Annotated in this window: 15 protein-coding genes and 1 pseudogene; 9 read left to right on the top strand and 7 right to left on the bottom strand. The window is 59.5% G+C overall.

Annotation, left to right across the window (positions count from 1 at the left end; translation table 11 throughout):
• Nucleotides 1–336 precede the first annotated feature (336 nt).
• A complete protein-coding gene (locus tag BSP239C_RS19670; RefSeq protein WP_101575019.1) occupies nucleotides 337–504 on the bottom strand; it encodes a glutamate-cysteine ligase family protein in 168 nt (55 codons plus the stop codon).
• 72 nt (nucleotides 505–576) lie between these two features.
• Here BSP239C_RS19670 and BSP239C_RS19665 point away from each other — a divergent pair, with 72 nt between their 5' ends.
• Nucleotides 577–1083 (top strand): hypothetical protein, encoded by a 507-nt coding sequence (locus BSP239C_RS19665; protein ID WP_101575018.1) that lies wholly within the window; start codon nucleotides 577–579, stop codon nucleotides 1081–1083.
• An 84-nt stretch (nucleotides 1084–1167) separates the two neighbouring features.
• A pseudogene (locus tag BSP239C_RS19660) lies at nucleotides 1168–1349 on the top strand (ISL3 family transposase); the annotation flags it as partial.
• Between the two features lie 194 nt (nucleotides 1350–1543).
• Here BSP239C_RS19660 and BSP239C_RS19655 read toward each other — a convergent pair.
• Nucleotides 1544–3217 (bottom strand): nucleobase:cation symporter-2 family protein, encoded by a 1674-nt coding sequence (locus BSP239C_RS19655; protein ID WP_101575017.1) that lies wholly within the window; start codon nucleotides 3215–3217, stop codon nucleotides 1544–1546.
• A 1032-nt stretch (nucleotides 3218–4249) separates the two neighbouring features.
• On the opposite strand from BSP239C_RS19655, the gene BSP239C_RS19645 reads away from it, so the two are divergent.
• On the top strand, nucleotides 4250–4774 hold the full coding sequence (locus tag BSP239C_RS19645; protein WP_101575021.1) for a Dps family protein: 525 nt from the start codon (nucleotides 4250–4252) through the stop codon (nucleotides 4772–4774).
• Between the two features lie 97 nt (nucleotides 4775–4871).
• Here the strand turns inward: BSP239C_RS19645 and lhgO are convergent, their stop codons facing one another.
• Nucleotides 4872–6083, bottom strand: a complete 1212-nt coding sequence (lhgO, locus tag BSP239C_RS19640; RefSeq protein ID WP_101575015.1) for an L-2-hydroxyglutarate oxidase — start codon at nucleotides 6081–6083, stop codon at nucleotides 4872–4874.
• 592 nt (nucleotides 6084–6675) lie between these two features.
• Here lhgO and BSP239C_RS19635 point away from each other — a divergent pair.
• Together BSP239C_RS19635 and BSP239C_RS19630 are read left to right on the top strand one after the other, a co-directional pair.
• Nucleotides 6676–9951: a choice-of-anchor G family protein gene (locus BSP239C_RS19635; RefSeq protein WP_101575014.1), complete on the top strand. Its 3276-nt coding sequence runs from the start codon at nucleotides 6676–6678 to the stop codon at nucleotides 9949–9951.
• 575 nt (nucleotides 9952–10526) lie between these two features.
• On the top strand, nucleotides 10527–12722 hold the full coding sequence (locus tag BSP239C_RS19630; protein ID WP_101575013.1) for a choice-of-anchor G family protein: 2196 nt from the start codon (nucleotides 10527–10529) through the stop codon (nucleotides 12720–12722).
• Between the two features lie 145 nt (nucleotides 12723–12867).
• On the opposite strand, the gene BSP239C_RS19625 is transcribed toward BSP239C_RS19630, so the two are convergent.
• Nucleotides 12868–14388, bottom strand: coding sequence for a deoxyguanosinetriphosphate triphosphohydrolase family protein (locus BSP239C_RS19625; protein WP_257930297.1), 1521 nt, complete (start codon nucleotides 14386–14388; stop codon nucleotides 12868–12870).
• A gap of 10 nt (nucleotides 14389–14398) precedes the next feature.
• On the opposite strand from BSP239C_RS19625, the gene BSP239C_RS19620 reads away from it, so the two are divergent.
• On the top strand, nucleotides 14399–14647 hold the full coding sequence (locus tag BSP239C_RS19620) for a hypothetical protein (RefSeq protein ID WP_145997512.1): 249 nt from the start codon (nucleotides 14399–14401) through the stop codon (nucleotides 14645–14647).
• Between the two features lie 3 nt (nucleotides 14648–14650).
• On the opposite strand, the gene BSP239C_RS19615 is transcribed toward BSP239C_RS19620, so the two are convergent.
• Nucleotides 14651–15289 (bottom strand): hypothetical protein, encoded by a 639-nt coding sequence (locus tag BSP239C_RS19615; protein WP_101575011.1) that lies wholly within the window; start codon nucleotides 15287–15289, stop codon nucleotides 14651–14653.
• Between the two features lie 166 nt (nucleotides 15290–15455).
• Between BSP239C_RS19615 and BSP239C_RS20595 the strand changes: the two genes are divergently transcribed.
• On the top strand, nucleotides 15456–15632 hold the full coding sequence (locus BSP239C_RS20595; protein ID WP_180959116.1) for a hypothetical protein: 177 nt from the start codon (nucleotides 15456–15458) through the stop codon (nucleotides 15630–15632).
• A 7-nt stretch (nucleotides 15633–15639) separates the two neighbouring features.
• Here the strand turns inward: BSP239C_RS20595 and BSP239C_RS19610 are convergent, their stop codons facing one another.
• Entirely contained in the window at nucleotides 15640–16329 is a 690-nt protein-coding gene (locus tag BSP239C_RS19610; RefSeq protein ID WP_101575010.1) for a peptidyl-tRNA hydrolase, read from the bottom strand.
• A 142-nt stretch (nucleotides 16330–16471) separates the two neighbouring features.
• Here BSP239C_RS19610 and BSP239C_RS20590 point away from each other — a divergent pair, with 142 nt between their 5' ends.
• The gene (locus BSP239C_RS20590) at nucleotides 16472–18118 is read left to right on the top strand and encodes a HEPN domain-containing protein (protein ID WP_145997510.1); all 1647 of its coding nucleotides are present in this window, start codon (nucleotides 16472–16474) and stop codon (nucleotides 18116–18118) included.
• A 10-nt stretch (nucleotides 18119–18128) separates the two neighbouring features.
• Here the strand turns inward: BSP239C_RS20590 and BSP239C_RS19600 are convergent, their stop codons facing one another.
• Nucleotides 18129–19346: a serine hydrolase domain-containing protein gene (locus BSP239C_RS19600; RefSeq protein ID WP_101575008.1), complete on the bottom strand. Its 1218-nt coding sequence runs from the start codon at nucleotides 19344–19346 to the stop codon at nucleotides 18129–18131.
• Nucleotides 19347–19601: 255 nt separating this feature from the next.
• Here BSP239C_RS19600 and BSP239C_RS19595 point away from each other — a divergent pair, with 255 nt between their 5' ends.
• Complete coding sequence (locus BSP239C_RS19595; protein WP_101575007.1) at nucleotides 19602–20945, top strand: aromatic acid/H+ symport family MFS transporter; 1344 nt, start codon at nucleotides 19602–19604, stop codon at nucleotides 20943–20945.
• The last annotated feature ends 482 nt before the right edge of the window (nucleotides 20946–21427 follow it).

Below are 21427 nucleotides of genomic sequence, written 5' to 3'. Positions count from 1 at the left end.
CACAAGCGCCCACGTCCAGTCCGAGACTCCGGTCCCGGACCAATCAGTCCTGCCCAGCATCAGCCAGCAAGACTATTCGAAGAAGTCCCGGTCAACCCTTGACGAAAACCATAGGGGCACCCCCCCCAGACGAGAGCCCAGCTGTAGCCATCAGCGACCTCGAGGTAGGTACCAGACTACTTGCACCGGGAGCTCCTGTTACAGGCCTCGGTACCGTCCGTCACGAACAGACGCTCCGGCAGAAGACTAGACTTCTTTGGGCTCAGCAGACTACGTATCGCGGGATGTCAATTGATCGCCGGCGTTCTGAAAGTGGGGAGGAAGGCCGCAGACAATTCATCGGCGATACTGTATCGAGCGCCAGCCTGCGAAACCGCTGTCGGAGCCGTGCCATACAGGTGAATTGGCGCTCAGAGCCGTCAGTACGAAAATCCATCTGCGAAGACCGTTGAGCGCAAGTACCGTTCTCAGCGGCAAAGGACCGTGAGGTGTGCTCAACGCCACGTCGACTGGACCCGCATTTAGTCATCGCCCTGCAACCGTAGATCGATACTATAAAGTATGCATTTGAAATCTATGTCTACCATTGCAGTCATCGGCCTCCTCGCCCTGAGCGGATGCGCCGGCTCCTCGAACGACGACACCGATCAGTCCACCTCCGAAGCCGAGGCCTCACAGACTCAGAGTCCGGTCCAGACAGAGGAGTCCGAGACTTCTGAGACAGAACAGACAGAGAGCCCGGCCGAGTCATCGTCGGACTCCGAGACCTCAAAGAATCCAAAAAAGTCGAAACTGACGTTGAGCACCGATTCTGACGAAGTCACTATTGAACCGACAGATGTGTACTGCTCCGGGAGTCCGGGCAACATCGACCACATAATCGGTAAGACGTACGATGAGCTCCCACTGGTCAAAGCCGAAAAGACGAAGTTCGTGATGGTCAAGACCGGGCACGGTCGGCCCTACAAGGCGAACGGACCGAATGGCATCGACTATGGAGACAAGAGCGTGTCATTCGACGAGACCAAGGTGGGAACCGCGGTGTTGAACGGAACGATGGCCTGCACAGAGTGGGAAGACTGAAGAAGACCCGAATGCTGCAGCGAGATCATTGACTCGCACCCGAGCTCGGTCACCAACCCGCGTGTAACTTGAGGGGCATGGCGCAAGGGTTGGATTCTCGCTGCGACCTGGAACGGGCTATTGAATGGTCGGATCGAGTCATTGAATACGAAGGTCCGATTGCTGACTCGAGTGGCGTCTCGGGTTCCCGGCGCCGGAGGCATTGATCGCGTTGGCGCTGACTCAACCTCGGAGGTCACAACCCCGCCCGCCTGGGCGGTGGTTGACCCACGGATATGTTGGGAAAGCCACATTCTCTGACACAGTATGGGCCAGGCGCAGCCTGGCCCATACTCAGCGGACACACCCGGGAATTCCTCCGTGCTTCAGAGAACTGCCGGGCCAGCGCGAATGACAACGAAGCCTCTGTCAGAGCTGAGAGCTGCCGGTGAAGCGGGAGTATGTACCCTCTGCCAGCGGCTCAATCCATGTGTTTCCGGGTCAGCGATCCGGTGTCAGCCTCAGCCCCGGTCTTAGCCCCGGTCTCAGCCTCGGTCTCGCGGATCACACGTTGGACGTCTTCATGGGTTTGCGCGTCTCCGTTGCTGATCGCCTCCACGACCTTCTCGTGCTGATGCTCTGTGACGACGGGGACTTCCTCACCGTTGCAGTCGACGATCTTCCCGTCCTTGACGGTGTCGCCCTCGGCAAGAAGCGCTTCATGGTTGATAAGGCGCTCAAGCTCGTTCTTGCGGATGACTCGACCGGTGCCCGCGACGAACACCGAGCGATCGGTGCGATCCTTGCCTTTGACACCGATGTGATTGAAGACCAGGTTGAGCAGCACAGCCATGAGTGTGGCCGAGGAGATTCCCGAGTGGAGGATAATGCCGACCCATGATGGGAAGTCATTGTAGAAGTCTGGTTCGACGATCGGGATGATGCCGAATGCCAGGGCCACTGCGACGAGGATCATGTTGAGGTTGCCCTCATATTCGACCTTGGACAGGGTGCGGATGCCCGAGGCTGCGACGGTGCCGAAGAGGACGATGCCCGCACCGCCGAGAACAGGGGAGGGAATCGCGGCGACGACTCCACCCATGACGGGCAGCAGCCCAAGTGCGACGAGGATGGCGCCACCGGCGGTGACGACGTAACGGGATTTGACTCCGGTGATCGCTACGAGCCCGACGTTCTGGGCGAAGGCTGACTGGGTGAAGGAGTTGAAGATCGGTGACACTGCCGATGAGAGCATGTCCGCGCGCAGGCCGGAGGCGATCCGCTTGGAATCGACCTTGGAGTCGACGATCTCACCTACGGCAATGATGTCTGCGGTGGTCTCTGCGAAGATGACGATGGTGACGATGAACATCGAGACGATCGCTGGCACAGAGAAGGTGGGCAGACCGAAGGCGAAGGGCTGTGGGAACGCGAAGAAGCCGTTGTCGAGGACGTTCGAGAAGTCCACCCAGCCGAAGATGGCACAGATGATTGTTCCCAGGACGATCGCCAAGAGGATCGAGAGACGGGAGATCGCTGCCACTGGGATTCGGCTGAGGACGAGGACGATGGCGAGGGTGCCGACGGCAATAAGGATATTGCGGACACTGCCATAGTCGGCTGCATCGGCGTTTCCGCCCATCGCCCATCCGGCGGCGACCGGCATGAGGGACAGTCCGATCGTCGTGATGACCGTACCCGTGACGACTGGTGGGAAGAATTTCACGATGAGGGCGAAGGCTGGTGCGACGAGGAGGCCGATGACCGAGGAGACGAGGACGGCACCGAATACTTCCGGGAGTCCATCACCTCCGGCGAGGATCGACGTCATGGTGGCGACGCCGGCGAAGGACACGCCTTGGACCAGCGGCAGCTTCGAGCCGAAGAAGGGGACGCCGAATGACTGCAGGATGGTGGCCAGTCCGCCCATAAAGAGACATGATGCGATGAGCACGCTGATTCCGCTGCCGTCGAGGCCGGCGGCCCTGCCGATGATGAGGGGGACGGCGATGATGCCGCCGTACATGGTCAGAATGTGCTGAAGGCCGTATGCGAACGAGGTGCCGACTGGGAGTTTCTCGTCCTCTGGGCGGGTCGTGTCCGGCTGGCGCTCCTGTGCGCCTCGATTCTGGGGTGATTGCTGTGATACCGACATTTATCTCTCCGTTGAGTATTTTCCTGAGGTAGAACCTCGAGCCTCGTGCCCGGATGGTCGCCTGCAGGCGTTGGATCGGTTTCAATACTTCCACAATGTGGAAGTATATTTCCTTATAGTAAAATGCTAGGTGAAAGTCGTAAGAGTAGCAACTCCGCTTCGTGATCTTGCGCACATCTTGAATTCGCTTTTCTCCCGGTGTCTATTTCGGGGCAGCAGGATGCGCACGTGAGGTGCGTCACCCACGTAACGTCGGTACAAGCATGCATCGGCGCTTCTCCCCGTCGGCTTCCTCGGGTTCTTCCGAACAGGGATCCAAGTCTTCTGCCGCGTCGTCGAGGGTCGACTTCATCTTGTCAATGTGACCCTGGAGCTTGCTGCTCAACTGGTCAACAACTTCAGCTGCCATCGCTTTGGCTATATTTCTGCCGGAGTCAGGCAGCCAGTGATCTTATCTTGGAGGCTGTTGAGCTCAGGAGACGAATCCGCAAGCTCTCTGAGACCGCCAGCCAGCTTGTCACGGTTGCTCACCGCCGTTGACCCAGCTACGGCAGAAGCAATTGTCAGCGCTAACCCCAACTTCTTTGCTCTGTCCAGCATGTAGCCGCCGAGTATCAAGCTTGTGAGTCTCATCTTGCCCTTCACCGGATGCCTCCCATTATGTGCGCATACGCACAACTGTGATCGGGCCCTTGACCAAGGTGGGTCGACGTCGAAACGCCGCTTCGTTCGGAAAACGAGCACACCGTACCGCGGCAATGTTCGTGCAGAAAGTCTTTATCCGATGTGACGAAGGGGTTTCGAAAATGTCTCTGCCCGTCGCCCGCGGTGGCCGCAGATTCCTGACTGCGTCTGCCGCCTCCTGACATGTCGCGGAAAGCGAGAGCAACCTGCCCTCCTACTTAATGGTCGCTCCTTTCACCCCTGATCCGTCCAGGGGGTTCAGGGGTGACCCAGGAGGGCTTACGGATGTCCACTTAGAGCGTTATGGTGGTCATCTACTCCGGGATCCGGAGAGATTGGAGCAAGTTCATGGCAAAAACAGTCAATGTTCCCGAACCCCACGGATCAGAGAAGACGCAGAGAGAAAACGCTGAACAGGGTTTCGTCGCTCCCGCTGATCTGACAAAGAATCTGCAGAGTGTGCTGGTCGATTTCATCGCCCTGAGCCTTACCGCCAAACAAGCGCACTGGAATATCGTCGGCCCGAACTTCCGCGATCTCCATCTCAATCTCGACGAGGTGGTGAGCATCGCCCGCGCCGGGAGCGACACCATGGCCGAGAGAATGCGTGCTCTCCACGCTTCGCCTGACGGTCGGCCGGCTGTCGTAGCCGAGCAGACGCGTCTGCCCCAATTCCCCGAGGGTGAGATCACCACCCATGACGCCATCGACCACATGGTTAAGACCGTTGAGACGACGGTCGCAACGATGAGAAATTGTCACGATGAGGTCGACTCGACCGACCCGACGACAGCGGACCTCTTCCATGAGTACATGGCGCAACTCGAGCAGCAAGCATGGTTCATCAGTGCTGAGACTCGTACACCACAATAGGCCGGTAGTTTGAACTGGCTAGGCTCTCAGCCCCATCTGCTCACCCAGCAGGTGGGGCTTCTCAACGTTCGGGCACCACTCTCTCCCGACAACCGCGTCAGGAAAGAGCAGCAGTGTCGATGAGATGTTCGGCAATCGCCAGCGCCGAGGTGGCCCCGGGCGAGGGTGCATTCCGGACGAACATGGTGGCTCCCGCACGATCAATGACGAAGTCATCGACCAGGGTTCCGTCCCGGTTCATCGCCTGAGCTCGAATTCCACGGGTGGCTCGGTGACCGTCGGCTCCGTCGAGTGCGGGGACGTAGCGGGCCGCCTCGGCGACGAACTTCTCAATCGAAAGCACACCTGCGATCTCACGGGCGGCCGTGGCCATGTTGCCGGCAGCGAATCTCCAGAATCCTGAGTCGGTCGCTACGGCTAGGGAGTCGGGCACATTGAGGCCGAGCCCCGTGTAGCCTTCCCGGGAGAAAGAGAGGAAAGCGTTGGGTCCGATCATCAGTCCGCCGTCGATGCGGCGGGTCACGTGAACGCCGAGGAATGGGTACTTCGGGTCGGGGACCGGGGAGATGAGGCCGTTGACGACATCATTGAAACGCGGCTCGAGGATGAAGTACTGGCCGAAGAATGGCACCACGGACGGATTCCTGTCCTCGCCCGAACGTGCGGCCAGTCGGTCCGCTTGCAGTCCAGCGCAAGCGATGACCTGGTCATACTCCTGTGAGTCGACGTTCGCATGGACGATCGCGGTATTGCCCGCGACACCATTTCGCTGCTCGACTTTCTTCACTGCCGTGGAGAACCGAACTCGGCCACCGCTTTTACGGAAGTCGGCGACGAGAGCCTCAGTCAGACTTCGGTAGTCGATGATGCCGGTGTGAGGTGAGTGCAGCGCTGCCACACCTTGAGCGTTCGGTTCTACCTGGGCCAGACCGTCTCGATTGAGCAGTTCAACGTCAGGGACTCCGTTCGCCCGCGCCCGATCGTGGATTCCGCCCAGGCGCTTTACTTCGACGTCACTGGTCGCGACGACGACCTTTCCGCATTCTTCGAAGGCGACGTTGTATTCATGGGCGAAGTCGCGCAGCAGAGAGACACCTCGCCGGCAGAGCCGAGCCTTGAGACTTCCGGGCTCGTAATAAAGACCGGCATGAACGACTCCAGAATTGTGGCCAGTCTGGTGCGCAGCGGGATGGTTCTCCTTCTCATACAGAGTGACGTCGGCACCCTCGTATCTACGTACCAGCCCACGAGCTACGGCGGAGCCGATGATTCCCGCGCCGATCACGGCGAAACGCTTCTTCACGCTCACACTTCAACCTCTTCGTCTGCTGTTGCGGCTACTGTGACCCTATTTCGGCCATGCGCACTGAGCAATCAGTCGGCTACCAGCGTTCTGTCAGCCGGCGGCGGTCCTACTCGGTCAAGAAATGGCCGCATTTCGTAGAGGTGCATCGCAGTCCGGTGTCGATCACAACAAGTTCGACATGATCGAAATACTTCGTTGCCCATCTTTAGTTACCACACAATGACCGCGATCCTCTGTTTTCACGAGAATTAGCACTTGCCGATATCCCTGCCAGGAGGGAATCACCCGCAGCTACTCCATCTGCAACCTAGCGCGTCTGACCTGGAGCAATATGATCTTTAAGCGACACCAAGAGCACCCGCCCCCGAACGCCCATCTCCCCAAAGCTGGATGTCGGCTCGGACAGGAGACATTCTGGACTACAGAAACACCGCGATCTCTCAACAAGCTACCATTCCGTAAGTATAACGAGATTGTAACTTTACTAGTACTTTCGTGATTACTTTTTCGTTACTCCGTAGTGTTGTGAGGGATCTGCCAGGAGACTGCCTGTTTCCATCCAGCGGATGTTCAAGTTCCGAACGAGTGGAGAACCATGAAGATGCTCCGAGGCCGGCGCACGACCGGTCGCAAAATAGCTGTGGGCAGCGTTGCTGCCGCCACAGCGATAGGGCTCACCCTGATGACAACGTCACCGGGTGCTGCCGAAGAACAGAACCCCAACGAAGACGCCGAGGCCTATGGCCAGCTCATCGACGCCTCACTGCTCAGCGCTGAAGCCGTCGAAGCGCTGTCTGCATACAGCAGCTCACCTTCGAGTGAAGAGGCGGATTCCACGCCTCTCAACCTCGAATTGCTGCAGACGCTCGGCGTTGAACTGCCCGGATTGGGAATCCCCCTGATCGGCGAAGAAGGCGGAGACGGCCTGCTGGATCTCGGCAATGCCGGAGCCCTCAACTCCTACGGCCATGCCCCGGCATACAACGAGGCCAAGGCCAGTGCGGGCGCCGTCGGCTCTGACGGCGCTCTCAACCTTGACGACATCAACAACGGTGAGTTCGGCAATGCAAAGGTTGATCTCACAGGTGTGCTTGGTCAGCTCGGACTCGACGGCATCACCGACCAGATCGTCGATGAACTCAGCCTCGAACTCGGAGCGATCGCTTCGACGGCTGACACCGACGGTGAAACAGACAACTCCGAATACGTTGTTGCCGACGGCATTCTGACAGTCTCCAGCCCAGCTGTAGGCGATATCTCCGGCGCACTCGACACCCTCGTCGATGGAACGGGGAAGACACTCGAAGATGTCATCGGCGACGAAGGTCTAGTCAGCGCCCTGGCCAGCGTTGGAGTCAATGACCTCAACGTGCTTGGTCTCGCCGAACTGAATGTGGGCGGCGACGATACCAAGGTGAGCGTTCAGGTTCGCGATGCGCTGAATAGTGTCGTCGAGAACGTCATTAACGAGAAGCTGGAGGACAAGTCCGGCATCGTCTCGATCGATCTCGCCAACGGCGACGTCCAGATCGATCTGGCTAAGGTCGTCGAGGGCGGAAACGGTGAAGACCTCAACGGACTCGACCCGAACACTCAGGTCCTGACCTCCGACACCATTTCTAAGATCACGACTGCAGTTGCCGATGCTCTGGGAGAATTGACCGGTAAGGTCACGGAAACTCTGACCGATGCGCTCAATGAAGTTCACCTCGTTATTGAGCTGCCAGCATCAATCAAGTTGCTAAGCGGTCTCGTCCCGGGAGTCAACGGAAAGATCACAGTTGATGCGACACTGGGTCAACTTGCGGGAACGGATTCGTCCGACCCTACGATCAAAACCGACTTGTCGGTCCTTGGAGTCAATGCCGGCGCAATCCTCAATGCGGTGACTGAGCCACTCATTACCTCGCTCCTCAGCGTAACCGAACCGCTCATCGGCGGAATCCTCACGGCAACCGTCGACGAACTCTCGGGCGCCGTCACCGGAATCGTCGATCCTCTGCTGGACAGCCTCGACCCTGTCTTCAACGCGCTCAACCAGGTCGTCGATCTGACGATCAACGAGCAGCCGACGCTGAAGGATCCTGCTCAGGAGAGCCAGGTCAAGGGCAACAACGGTCCCGGCTTCACTGTCAACGCAGTCAGCCTGGAACTACTCCCGGCTGCTAATGCGATCGACATCAATCTGGCCTCTTCCTCGGTCCGCGCCACCGACGAGGCGCCTGAAGAACCAGGCGACGACGATGCGAACACCAATGCAGCAGCATCCGCCGCTGCTTCGGCAGACGCAGATGACGATTCCAACCCAGCCGCACAGGCCGCCTCAGAGGCCGCAGCCAACGACGACGCAACCGCGACGACGTCGGCAGCAGCCGAGGCGAATGCTGAAGCAGCCGCAGAAGCTGCAGCGACCGAAGACGCGTCTTCGGAAGCGTCCGCTGATTCGACGTCGGATGAGAATGCCTCATCGACAGCTGCGTCACAGGCGGCAGCACAGGCTGACAACACCGACGACACGAATGCAGAAGCATCCGCTGCCGCCGATGCTGATCCAGCTGCGGCCTCTGAAGCAGCCTCGACAGCTGACTCCTCGAACGAGGCTTCAGCTGAAGCAGCAGCAAGTGCCGACGCAGCGGCAGATCCTGACGCCGCAGCAGACCCAGATGCAGCAGCCGACCCGGACGCAGCAGCAGATCCAGATGCAGCTGCAGATCCAGACGCTGCAGCCGACCCGGACGCAGCTGCAGATCCGGATGCAGCAGCTGCAGACGATGCTGATGCGAATGTGAATGCTGCCGCTTCGGCCTCGGCTTCTGCCGACGCTGACGACAACAACAATGCCGTCGCACAGGCAGCCGCTCAGGCAGCAGCTGACGAAGATGCAAACAACACCGCATCGGCAGCAGCTGACGAAAACGCTGAAGCAGCCGCAGAATCCGCCGCCAACGAAGAAGCCTCCTCGGAGACTTCGACCGACGCGACCACGGAAACCAACGCTTCGGCACAGCAGGCCGCCAACGCAGCCGCCAACGCGGACAACTCGGACTCCACCAACGCTGACACCTCAGCTGCGGCGGATGCCAACCCGGCCGCATCCGCAAGCGTTGCAGCGACAGCAGATTCGTCCAGCGAAGCATCGGCCTCGGCTGCTGCGAATGCTGACGACTCGACAGTCGCAGACGCCAGCGATGACACGACCGCCGATGTGAACGCCTCGGCATCCGCTTCTGCCTCTGCTTCTGCAGATGACGATGGTGACCCATCAGCACAGGCAGCCGCACAGGCCGCAGCTGACGAAGATGCAAACAACACCGCATCGGCAGCAGCTGACGAAAACGCTGAAGCAGCCGCAGAATCCGCCGCCAACGAAGAAGCCTCCTCGGAAGCCTCGACCGACGCGACCAAGGAAACCAACGCTTCGGCACAGGCGGCAGCCACCGCCGCAGCCGATGCAACCGATGAGGATTCTGCTAACGCTGACACCACCGCAGCCGCTGACGCCGATCCGGCAGCAGCAGCTTCGGCCGCAGCCAATGCTGACTCTTCAGCAGAAGCCTCGGCAGCAGCAGGAGCCAACGCTGACGCTGACCCTGAAGGTGCGGCATCGGCAAATGCTGATGGTGCAGAAGCCAATGCTTCATCGGACGACGATGCTGACAAGGCATCCGCTTCGGCGGATTCCGATCAGGCAGCCTCGGCCAGTGCCGGTGCGAGCACGAACGCCTCGGGCAGCAGCAACGGTGGAGACCTCCCACGGACAGGCGCCGACGGCGCTCTGACCATGGTCGGCTTCGCAGCGCTGCTCATCGCAGGTGGCGCAGCAGCAGTCTTCGCGACTCGCCGCTACCGTGCCTCGGCAGGTATGCACTGATACACAGGAGACTCAGCCACTGAGCTGAGCGTCTGAACGGCGGGGTCGGAGCGAAAGCTCCGGCCCCGCCGTTTTCCATTCATCTCGGACCTGCCACTGGTCCTCGCCACCGATAGCAACGGGTGAGATATGTTCCCAGCCTGAACGCGCAGGCATTACTCGCTGGTAATTACCGACACGCGCCTTGTGACAATTTCTTCATATTACGAACCGCGACAGCCCCTTTTGCCTCACGCCTGCGACTTCGTGCGTCCACTTTGACTCTCGCATGTTGAGATGGAAGGCCCCCTGTGCCTACAGGGCCAGGCGGAGCCACTTCACTGGATCGCCCGGCCACGACGGTGCCAGCACAGGACATCACAGCCACCGAGGCTCACGGACGGTTCGCTTTTTGTTCATTTTGTTCACCATCGACCGAGGTCAGGAAGCCCGTGTTACATTTCCGTTATATTTCACATTACTTTTCCATTATTCTCCAATGATCTTGTAGGGTGAAGTTCGTTCGGCCGGAAATCATCATGGCACCTTGTACGCAATTACCGTCGGCCGATCCTCACAAATGGAAGTGGAGAAGTATGAAGAAGCTCCGTAACGGGCAGCCGCCCGTACGTAAGGTTGCGGTCGGTGGCGTAGCCGCAGCCACCGCACTGGGTCTCACGGTTATGGTCACAGCGCCCGGCGCCGCAGCCATCAAGCAGGATCCGAACGAAGATGCTGAGGCTCTGGGCCAGCTGGTCCAGTCGGACATCCTCGACGAGCAGCTCGTCGATGCCGCTGGCGCATACAGCAGCTTCCCCAGTAACCCGAAGGAAGCCAAAACTCCCCTCAATGCTGAAGCACTGAACGCCATTGATCTGGATCTGGGCGACGGAGTCTCACTGCCAGTCATCAGCCAGCCCGGCGGCGAAGGCCTCCTCAAGCTCGGCGAGGCAGGAGCGCTCAACGCCTACGGCAATGCGCCGTCCGCTGACAGTGCCAAGGCCAGTGCCGGCGCAGTCGGCAAGGATGGCGCCCTCAACCTCGACGACGTCAACAACGGCGACTACGGCAACGCCGAGGTCGACCTCACTCAGGTGCTGGGCCAGGCTGGCCTCGACGGAGTCACCGACAGCATCGTTGACGAGCTCTCGCTGTCCCTGGGCGCAGTAGCGTCCACGGCGGAGGCAAACGGCTCCGAGGATCCCTCCTCGGAATACGTCGTGGCCGATGGCGTCATGACCGTCTCCAGCCCAGCAGTTGGCGGACTCTCCGACTCCCTCAACAAGATCGTCGACGGAGCCGGCGGCACTCTCGAAGACGCCATCGCCAAGGAAGGCCTCGCCGACAAACTGGGCAAGGCCGGCATCGACCTCAACACAGGCGTCGCCGACATCAGCCTCGGCGGCGAAGACACCACCGTCAACATCGAAACCAAGGACGCTCTCAACGGCGTCGTTGAGAACCTCGTCAACAAGAAGCTCGAAGACGAGGCTGGAATCGTCTCGATCGACCTCAAGAGCGGCGACATCAAGATCGACCTCGCCAAGGTGGTCAAGGGTGAAAACGGTGAGGACCTCAACGGCCTCGATCCCAACACTCAGGTGCTGACCTCCGAGACCATCGGAAAGATCACCGACGCCGTTGCCGATGCCCTCGGCGCACTCTCCGGCAAGTTCAACGACACCGTCAAGGACGCGCTCAACGACGTCCGTGTGGAGGTCTCCCTGCCGGCCAAGGCCACAGCAGCGGGTATCCCCGCAGCCGATGGCAAGGTCGACATCGACACGACCCTCGGACAGCTCGCCGGCAGCGGCGAAGGCGACCCGAAGATCACAACAGACCTCAAGCTCGCCGGAATCGACATCGGCACCCTGCTCAATGCGATCACCGATCCACTGCTGAAGCAGCTCCTGGCTGTCACCGAACCGATCATCGGCGGAGTCCTCGACTCCACAGCCGACTCGGTCTCCGGCGGACTCACCGACATCGTCGACCCGATCCTCTCCGGTCTCGACCCTGTCTTCGAGGGCCTCAACAAGATCGTCGACCTGACGATCAATGAGCAGCCCACGAAGCGCGATCCAGCCGAAGACAGCAACGTCAAGGGCGCTGAAGAGGACGGCTTCACCGTCAACGCCGTCAGCCTCGAACTGCTGCCAGGCGCAGCTGCACCCGCCGCAGGTGCACCAGCACCCCAGGCTGCAGGAGCACTTGCTGACATCAACCTGGCTTCCTCCTCGGTCCGCGCGACAGATGCCGATGAGGCACCAGCCGATGATGCAGACGCTGATGACTCCGCTTCCGCCGATGATTCGGATTCGGCTGACGCAGACGACTCCGCTTCGACCACGGCCGACGCAGATGACTCGGCAGCTGCCACCGCAGATGCTGATGACTCGGCTGCTGCCAACACTGATGTGAACGCTTCGGCGGACGCAGATGATTCGGCTTCGGCAACAAACGATGCCAACGCCTCGGCGACGGCGGATGCAGACAACTCGGCTGCTGCCACAGCAGACGCGGATGACTCCGCAGCTGCCACGGATGACGCCAATGCTGCTGCTGACAACAACGACGAGGCCAACGCCTCGGCGAATGCTGCCAACAACGCGAATGCCAACAATGATGCCAACGCCAGCAACGATGCAAACTCATCGGCTGCTGCTGACGGCAGCGATCTGCCCCGCACCGGTGCCAACGGCACCATGGCAATGGGTGGGCTCGCCGCTCTGCTCATCGCCGGTGGTGGAGTCGCGATCTACCTGACGCGCCGTCACCGTGCAGGCCTCTGAGACCTAGTCTCGTGACCGTCTGAACGGTTGTAACCGCTCGAAAGGCGGGGCCGGAGTCCTCAACTCCGACCCCGCCTTTCGTCTGTCTGAAAGCTGGGATCGGCCCTCAGAGCATCTGCCCTCACGCAGACACAGCCTTACGTGCTTACAGCCCGCGTCCAGCCTCCCACGGCTCGTCCGAGGAACCGGTGATCAAGGCATTGACGGACATGGCCTGCGCATCGGTGAAGGAAGCAATGTAGTCCACGACCGCACGCGCCCGTCCCAGCCGGATGATCGCGGTGGCACCTTCCTCACCGAGGCTGTCCGGGTCCCTGTCGTAGAGCTCCTGGTATTCCTGTGTGGCCGCCTCCACGGAATCGAGCAGGCGCCGCGGAATCCGGGTCGCCTCGTCGGGATCGCGCAGCCATTCGTGGAACCCTTCGACCAGGGATGCGATGATCCGGGTCTGCCCACGCTGGTAGACGGCCAAGTCGGAGCGTTCAAGAACGAACCTCGAATGAACAAACTTCAGCACCACCACGTCATGCCAGGTGGCATCGGACAGGCGCACATGCCCACTGCGCACATGCGGTTGGGAATCGACGACGATGGAGGCCTTGAGCCGGTCGATCCACCTGCGCGTGAAGGCGGTGACAGCCCGATCAGCTTCAAGTCCCCCGTCATAGGGAACAGCCAGCAAGCCCTCGACCAGATCCCGGTTGATGCGCTGGACGGACTGCCGGAACGCGTCCTCGTCGGCAATCCACGGGTCCTTGGCCTGAATGTGGCGCCACATCGACTCCAGAGCGTGGCCTGGCCGGCGCCGATCCAACTCCGTGTCGTGAAGTGCGCCGAGCTCGCGACAGTCGCTGAGCCACCGGCTCAACTCCGCCGACACACTCGTGTACTGAAGAACGTTGGAGCGGTAGAAATCGTCAAGATCATGCACCGCGTAGGCCACGTCATCGGCGACATCCATCACCGCACACTCAAGCGTCTGCTGATGCGCCACGATCCGCGGGAATGCAGACAGCGCATCGTGCATCTCCGCGATCTCGGGCATGTACGCGGAGAACTTCATCGCTCCCTGCGAGGTTTCATCACCGACACCTCGGGGCATCTCGGCTGAACTCAGTCTCTGCTGCGTCGTCCAGTCGCTGCGCGCCCACGGGTATTTCAGCACCGCGGCCTTGACCGCCCGGGTGAGGTTGAGCCCACGTGCCGTGGCATCACAGCTGTCGAGCGCGGTGAGGATGCGGAAGGTCTGGGCATTGCCCTCGAACCCATCGGGCAGGTGCAGCACCGTGCGTGCCACCCGGTCGAGTTCCTTCTCGCCGAGGTGGCCGAACGGAGGGTGGCCCAGATCGTGGGCTGCGGCGGCAGCCTGAACCACCACCGGATCGCACCCACCCAACTCGGACAGCAGCGAGCGGGTACGCTCATCGGAGTTGTTCAAGGTGATGGCGATCGACCTGGCCACGGCCGAGACCTTGAGCGAATGGGTCAGCCGGTTGTGGATGACCGTGCCCGAACCGGCCTGCGGGATGACCTGGGTGACGGCGGCCAGCCGTGAGAAGAAGGGAGAGAATCGGATCCGTTCGATATCGACACGGAACTCGTCCTCGCCAGGTTGACCCGCCTCGGCGACGTCACGGGTCCGTCCACCGTCGTTGTGAAGTTTCAATCTCTCCGTCATGATGGCCCCCAGCCTACAGAATCGCGAACCCGACGCGGTGAAGCAGAACACGAACGTGTTCATCGAAATGGTCATCACCACCCAGGAAGCTGACCGTCAGGCGGCCGCGGGCCTCGGCGTGGCCAAGCGAACCCTTGACGACGGCACGGAAGAGAAGGTGCTATGGATCCCGAACGGTCTGGCCGTGTCCAAACCGGAGCTGTGCTACTGGCTCGAACAGGAGCACAAAACACGCACCACCGTGTGAATTTCAGTCCTCGCGTTTGAAGGTGTTTCGCCCAGTGATCGCCAGCCAGATTCCCAGCACGGTCATGACCACGCTGGCGACGGCCATGACAACGTCGCCCACATTGGTGATGCCCTCGCTGCCCAGCACCGAGGCGACGGCGAACACCCCGGCGAGACCGAAGACGGCGAGCGCCACACCGGCAATTCTCAGCGTCCGTTGGCTGCGTCCGAACAGAAGGAAGAGCAGATAGGCGCCGAGGAGGCCCAACGACCCGACGCCGGCGAAGGCTTTGAAGCTCTCTTTGCCAGGGTCGTCATCGGCAGTGACCAGGCAGAAGATTCCGAGCCCGCCTAGGAAGAGCACCGGCAGGCCAATGGTGAGGATGAAACTCTCGACGCTGGCGACGAAGGTGTGCAAGGGGTCACGGTCCTCGGTGATGCTCACGGCCTCGGACTCAAGCGCCTTCAGATACCTTTTGAGCCTACGTTCGTGTCGAACGTGGACGACGATCGTGAAGATCGGCCACGCGATGAACAGGAACGCTCCGAGCATGCCCACGGCCAGAGCGAGACCGGGCAGATTGTCGAGCAACATTCCGCAGAGGATGAAGAGAATTGCCCCGGGGAAGAACATGCAGACGATCTGGCCTTTGAACGTCACCCGGGCACCACGATCCTCTCATCCCCGCGGGCCTCGGCTAAGTGACCCTCAGCCGACCGACCTTGGACAATAATAGCGGCTGACCGGGGCCGATGTTCGCCCCGAAAAGCCTTGAGACTTGCATCACAGTGGCGTAGCGTCATGAGCATAGTAGGAGGTGAGTTCAGTGACTGGAGTCAACGAAGATTTCTATCAGCCCGGCACGCACCCGGGCGACATCATCGACGTCTGGGATGAAGAGGCCGGTGAGATGGTCAAGCACATGATCATCCTCGACGAATTCGGAAACGGCACAAAGACCCGTCCCCTCTACGACGACGAGAAAGAGGAAGCAGCGGAGTAACCGCCCCTCACCACCAGGCGCGAACAGTCTCGGTGGGACCGTCCACCTCGGTGAAGCCCGCGTCGACGACGCTCACGGGCCGATGGTCCGTTGCCCACTCGGCCTTCGTCGGAGTCACCACGCGCAGGCTGAAACCGGATGCTCGCCAACGATCGAGAACCTCAGCGGGCATCTGCTCGTAAGCCAACTGTGTCCCATGTCCGCACTGAGCTGCAGCCTTCCCCGTCGTCAGCGTCACCAGTGGTGAGAGCTCGACCGTCACGACCGCCTCGGCGGCGGGGATAGAGGTGTGACCTTCGTCGGGGAACTCGGTGCCACCCACCTGAAGCTTCTTCAGCTCCTTCGGCAACGGTTCGACCGGCCCGGGTGGGAAAACGAGGGCTTCGGCTGGCCCGAAATCGTCTGTGCCTCCAAAGGTCACGTCCACGCACCCCATGGCTCGTGCGTCCTCGAGCTTCTGCCCATCACCTCGGCGGACGACCTTGCGGATCGCCCCGTCACGCCAGTATTCGACTGCTTCATACCACTGCCCTTCAGGCTGTGAACGCGGATCGTCGAGGAAGGTCACGACGGCTCGGGCAGCGGTTTCGAGGACATCGATGTGGCGGGCGATGTTCGCCTTCGAACGCCGGACCACGATCGGCAGGGACCACGGAACCTCATGGTCGGATTCGTGTCTGCGCATGTGCTCGGTCATGTACTCGCTCCCTACCGTTTTGAGGGCTCTCGTTTAGGCACCTGATTTACTCAACGTCGTTGCCGCTCGGATATTCCGGCTCCTGGAACTCACAGTAGAGTGATGGGCAAAACCAAACGACACCGTTTGGTAACTTCATACTATGGACTACTCGTTGAAGAGTCAGTGTATTCGCCTCATCCGAGCGTACGGAGAGCCGTTTCTCGAGTATATTTTCGCTCTGGACGGTGCGGGTATCACACCTGAGTTGCTAGGCGAGCAGGAAACATTCGTCCTCGACGAGTTGCAAGCTGTGGCATCTAAGCCTTCTTACGACGGCACGTTTGAAATTGAAGTTTCGTTAAATGCAATGCTTCATTTTTTGCCAACCAGCGACTCACATCTCGGCCGGGCTCTCCAACTTCGTCGCGCAGCAAATGGCGAAAGTCCGAAGGTTCCATCAACTGATGATATGTTCCTCCAACAACTCTTTTCCTACGCAGCCATGTGCTGGCCAGGAGTCATGCTCCTACGGGGCTGGAATGATGCTTTCCATCGGTTCGGCATTTCTCAAGGACTCCAAACCGGGTCCATGACCACAGTAGATGCCGCCGCTCGCGCACTGCTTGCTGACCCATCCCTCTCCACATTGTTCCCAGACCCTCGACCAGAAAATTTGAAGTTTGCGCCTTCAACAGTCTCTTGCGATTGGGCCCTTTCTATTGACCCTGGAGGCTCGGTTTCAGCCTTTGTCGGCGGTGTGATCGATCAAATGTTGATGGTCTCAGCAGTGAGACTGGAGAATTCACAACTGGCATGGACGTTTGAGAATTTCTGGATTGAGTTGAAGACAACGGTAGATGCATATCGAGACCTTGCTAAGGGCTTTGAAGCCAATTTCCCCGTGATTGTCGGACTTGGCGGGCTGCGGACCCCAGAGCTTAGTTCGATGGAATTTGAAGGAGGACACACGATTCGCAAGGTCTCCGCTGTTGATACGCATCTCTTGGGGCGTTTTGGTCTTGGCTCGCATGCGGTCACTCTCGAACTTCCAACGAAGCTTATTGCCAGAGAGTTCGTTCCCCATGAAGAACGGTCTGAACGCCATGGTTTTCGGGATGCGTCGAAAGAAGTGGAAAACGAACTCAACTCCATTCGGTTGGCACTCTTGATGGGCACCAAGAATGACCGCCGCATACCGACTACCCGATATTTCACGAGATACCTCGGCCCACGTGCCCCAGGATCTGCGGAAATATGGAGCACTTCTAACCTCGAACAGTTCCAGCAAAACAATGAACTCATCGTCTCGCAGGCCGACCTCAAAGAGATTCGTGATCGCCACAGAGTTCTATGCCAACCGTTCGCAGAGATTCTTCACGCAGACAGACCAGTTAGGCGGCTGCTCCAAGCAGCAGGAAATCGCAGCCACCCGGAAGATTCTCTAGTCGACGCATTTGTGGCAATTGAAGGGCTCCTGAACCCCGGAAGCAACGAACAAAATCTTGCCGAGAAACTCGAGTCAGCCATTGCAGTCTTACTGCAACCGAACAACCCGGAAATAAGAGAGCAGGTCGTTAAACTTGTAGGGGAGCTATACGATTTCCGCAGCAAGATTGTTCATGGCAACCGGAGGGCGCCAGACAACCTCCGACACCAGGCTGATCAATCGGTACTGCTTGCTACCCAGGTTCTTAATGCACTCTGTCTTCCAGAAAATCAATGTCTCCGCTTAATGAAGCCTTCTGGACGAAACAAGGCACTCCTGAATCGCATCTCAGCAACAAAACAATCGCCGACAGAAAAGTAGTCATCCCACCTCACCTCCCGGCGAGCGCTTGCAGCAGATCCTTGGCCCGCCGGTCGACGTTCTCCGTGAGCATCTCGTTGGTCAGGAATGAGAATCCGAGTCCTTCGTCGAGCCATGCCCCATGCAGGCTCCCACCGGCACCGGAGTGTCCCAAGGCCCGCTCGACGGGCCCATAGGTGCCGATCAGGTCTGTGAGTTCGTAGCCGAGACCGAAGTGCAGTGGCCGATCGTTGAGTACGTCGAGTCCCTCCGATCGGGTCTGCAGTGCGTTCTCCATGGCCTCGGGTGCAACGATTCCTCCGCCGAGGTGACCGGGCGTGACCAGCAATGAGTACAGTTTCGCCATCGCTGCGGCGGTGCCCATTCCACCCCCGGCCGAGATCTCCGCCGCATGGAAGGCCCGCGTGTTCATCGGTAGGGTTGGTGCCAGCAGTGAGGCATACATGCGGTCAATGACGGCACGGCGCTTGGGGTCGTTTTTGAGGTACGTCGAGATCGAGTAGCCAGATGCCTGGAAGATCGGGGCAACACGCTCCTCGTCCTCAGCGGGCAGGCCCAGGTGCAGGTCGAGGCCCAACGGTTGAGCGAGGTCCTCGTGCAGCCATTGGGCCACGCTGCGTCCGGTGGCGCGGAAGATGATCTCTGACATCAGGTACCCGTAAGTCACCGCATGGTAGGCGATCTTCGTCCCCGGCTCCCACAACGGAGATTGCTGCGCGAGGATGGCCGCCATTGCCCGGGAGTCGAGGAACGCCCACTGCGCATCGTCCTCGCGCGGCCTGCCATCGGCATCGAGTGAGGGGTCCGGGTCGACATAGGGCAGACCGACCGTGTGCGAGAGAACCTGGGCGATGGTCACCGCTTCCTTGCCCGCCGCCGCGAACTCGGGCCAATAGTGGGCAACGGGTGCCTCCACATCCAGGAGGCCCTCCCCTGCGGCTTTGGCCGCGATGGTCGCGACCAGTCCCTTGGTGCCGGAGAAGAACACCGCCAAAGTCCGTTCATCCCACACCCTCGCCGAGGTGTCTGTGTGCTTACCAGCTACACCGGCCCGAAGTTCGATGACCGGTTCGCCCGCGCGGAAGACGCTGAAGGCCATCCCACCATGGCACTGCGCGGCATGGTGCTCGAAGACTGTGATGAGGCGTTTACTGACGCTGGCGCCCAGGATCTCGTCCGCGTTGTGGCTGACCTGGGGCGAGGTGGTTATCGGCTGAGACTCCGTCATCGGGTGTTCCAGTGCTCCTAATCAGAGGCTGTGCCAGTGGCGTTGGTTCTCAACGGTACTGATATCTCAAGCAATCATCCGAAGTGAGCCGACTAGTGGACAGTCCGGGCGCTTCCCGCACCCGTTCGACCACACCACTGTCACGGCAAGACACTCCATGCTATTGTTCTCTTGTAACGTTCGTCACATAATGAATATATCTATTTCGCACATGACCGAGTTTAGACAATTTCAGATGAGTCAAAGGAGACCCAGATGAGCATTGCAAAAGACAGTTGGCCCGTGCCCAGATCCAGTGTCCGAAAGGTCATTATCTGCTGCTTCATTCCGATACTTGCTGAAGGCTACGATGTCGGAGTCTTGGGTGCCATCCTTCCGACTCTGGCCAACTACGGGCCTTGGGGGCTGTCGCCGCTTGAACTCGGGGCCTTAGGATCCTGGGCACTAGTAGGAATGTTGATTGGTGCAATGTGCATCGGCAGCCTGTCCGATCGTTACGGCAGGAAGCTCATGCTAGCTACATCAGTCGTACTCTTCGCGGGTGCCCAGATCGGAGTCGCACTCGCACCTACTCCCGAAGTCTTTGGGCTGTTCCGTTTGATCGGCGGCCTCGGCATGGGAGGGATCATCCCAGTTTGCGCCGCTCTCACCATTGAGTTCTCTCCCCCTGAAAGAAGATCATTCAATTACGGTCTCATGTACTCGGGATATTCACTAGGCATCCTTGCCTCTGGGTTGAGCGCGTTGCTGCTCATCGAACACTTCGGGTGGCGGGTCGTGGTCGCGGTGGGCGCAGTCCCCATTCTCATTCTTCCTCTGCTCCTCCGCGCAATCCCAGAGTCGCAATCATTTCTCCTTGCACGACGACGGGGTGCAGATGCCGAGGCCAATGCCAGTAGGTTGAAGATCGCTCCCTACCGAATTGAAGACTGGCAACCAGCGCCCAAGTCTGACGGCTCCAGCTATTCGGTGCTTGACTCGATCAAGGTCATGTTCTCTGGAAAATACGTAATTGGGACTATAGCTTTCTGGATAAGCCTGTTCTGCGGATTGCTTCTCGTGTACGGCCTCAACACCTGGCTGCCTTCGCTGATGCGATCTGCCGGCTACGACCTGGGCTCTTCGCTGACCTTCCTGATTGTCTTCTCCCTGGCCTCCGCCATCGGCGGGTTGGTGATCGGCGCGATTGGCGACAAGTGGGGAAAGAAGACCTGCCTTGTGGTGTTCTATCTGCTCGGCGCCTGTGGAATCTTGCTCCTCATGTTCCCCAACCACATCCTCGTCAACTACGCGTTCGTCTCTCTTGCAGGCGTCGGATCAATATCCACTTCCTTGGTTCTCACAGGATGGGTTGCAGATTACTATCCTTCTTATGCCCGTGGCACAGCCACCGGTTGGGCGCTGTCCTTTGCTCGAGTCGGCGCCATTGCTGGCCCATTGCTCGGAGGCTGGATTGGTTCCGCCCAACTTCCATTTCAATGGAACTTCATTATCTTCGCGGTCATTGGCGCGCTAGCAGCGCTCGGCGTGCTGGCCATACCTCAGCGCCCGAAGGAGTCAACGGCTCCAGCCCCGCACGAAGTGCTCGTGAGAGATTAAAGTTCAAAGACAACTAGCACCTGCCCTATGACATCGTGGACCTTTTCACTGCCGTCATGGAGTTCCTCACAATCAATAGACAAGTATCACCTGGGTCCTAGGACCCAGGTGATACTTTCCTCGAACAATCAAAGCAATCAACTTAATGCCAGCCATTGTGGGCATCTCTGTCACATTGGCGGCCTTAATACACCTTCGATTAAGACAAGGCACCAAAACCATCCACTCCGCACTATGGTGCACCTTCGAATTCACCAGGGAAATCTAGTCTCCTCATCGGTCATTCAATGTCTGGTGTCACGAGAAAAGTGCCCCAAACGAGTGCAGCCGGCACAGGTGAGCGATGATTGCTCTCCCCCTGCGTGTCAGGGTGAGTTGAGTCCACCGGTTCATAGCAAGTCCGCCTTCGCAGGGCGAGTTCAGGAACAACCACCATGAGTATCTCGACTCTGTCCACACCGTCAGCACCGATCGGGAATGAT

Origin of the sequence: Brevibacterium sp. 239c (assembly GCF_900169365.1) — a bacterium.
In the GTDB taxonomy this organism is placed as follows: domain Bacteria; phylum Actinomycetota; class Actinomycetes; order Actinomycetales; family Brevibacteriaceae; genus Brevibacterium.
This window is presented reverse-complemented; position numbering and strand designations above follow the sequence as displayed.

Coding starts and splice junctions, on each gene's coding strand:
- BSP239C_RS19665 (WP_101575018.1), top strand. CDS start 577: ATGTCTACCATTGCAGTCATCGGCCTCCTCGCCCTGAGCGGATGCGCC.
- BSP239C_RS19655 (WP_101575017.1), bottom strand. CDS start 3,217: ATGTCGGTATCACAGCAATCACCCCAGAATCGAGGCGCACAGGAGCGC.
- BSP239C_RS19645 (WP_101575021.1), top strand. CDS start 4,250: ATGGCAAAAACAGTCAATGTTCCCGAACCCCACGGATCAGAGAAGACG.
- BSP239C_RS19635 (WP_101575014.1), top strand. CDS start 6,676: ATGAAGATGCTCCGAGGCCGGCGCACGACCGGTCGCAAAATAGCTGTG.
- BSP239C_RS19630 (WP_101575013.1), top strand. CDS start 10,527: ATGAAGAAGCTCCGTAACGGGCAGCCGCCCGTACGTAAGGTTGCGGTC.
- BSP239C_RS19620 (WP_145997512.1), top strand. CDS start 14,399: ATGATGGCCCCCAGCCTACAGAATCGCGAACCCGACGCGGTGAAGCAG.
- BSP239C_RS19610 (WP_101575010.1), bottom strand. CDS start 16,329: ATGACCGAGCACATGCGCAGACACGAATCCGACCATGAGGTTCCGTGG.
- BSP239C_RS20590 (WP_145997510.1), top strand. CDS start 16,472: ATGGACTACTCGTTGAAGAGTCAGTGTATTCGCCTCATCCGAGCGTAC.
- BSP239C_RS19600 (WP_101575008.1), bottom strand. CDS start 19,346: ATGACGGAGTCTCAGCCGATAACCACCTCGCCCCAGGTCAGCCACAAC.
- BSP239C_RS19595 (WP_101575007.1), top strand. CDS start 19,602: ATGAGCATTGCAAAAGACAGTTGGCCCGTGCCCAGATCCAGTGTCCGA.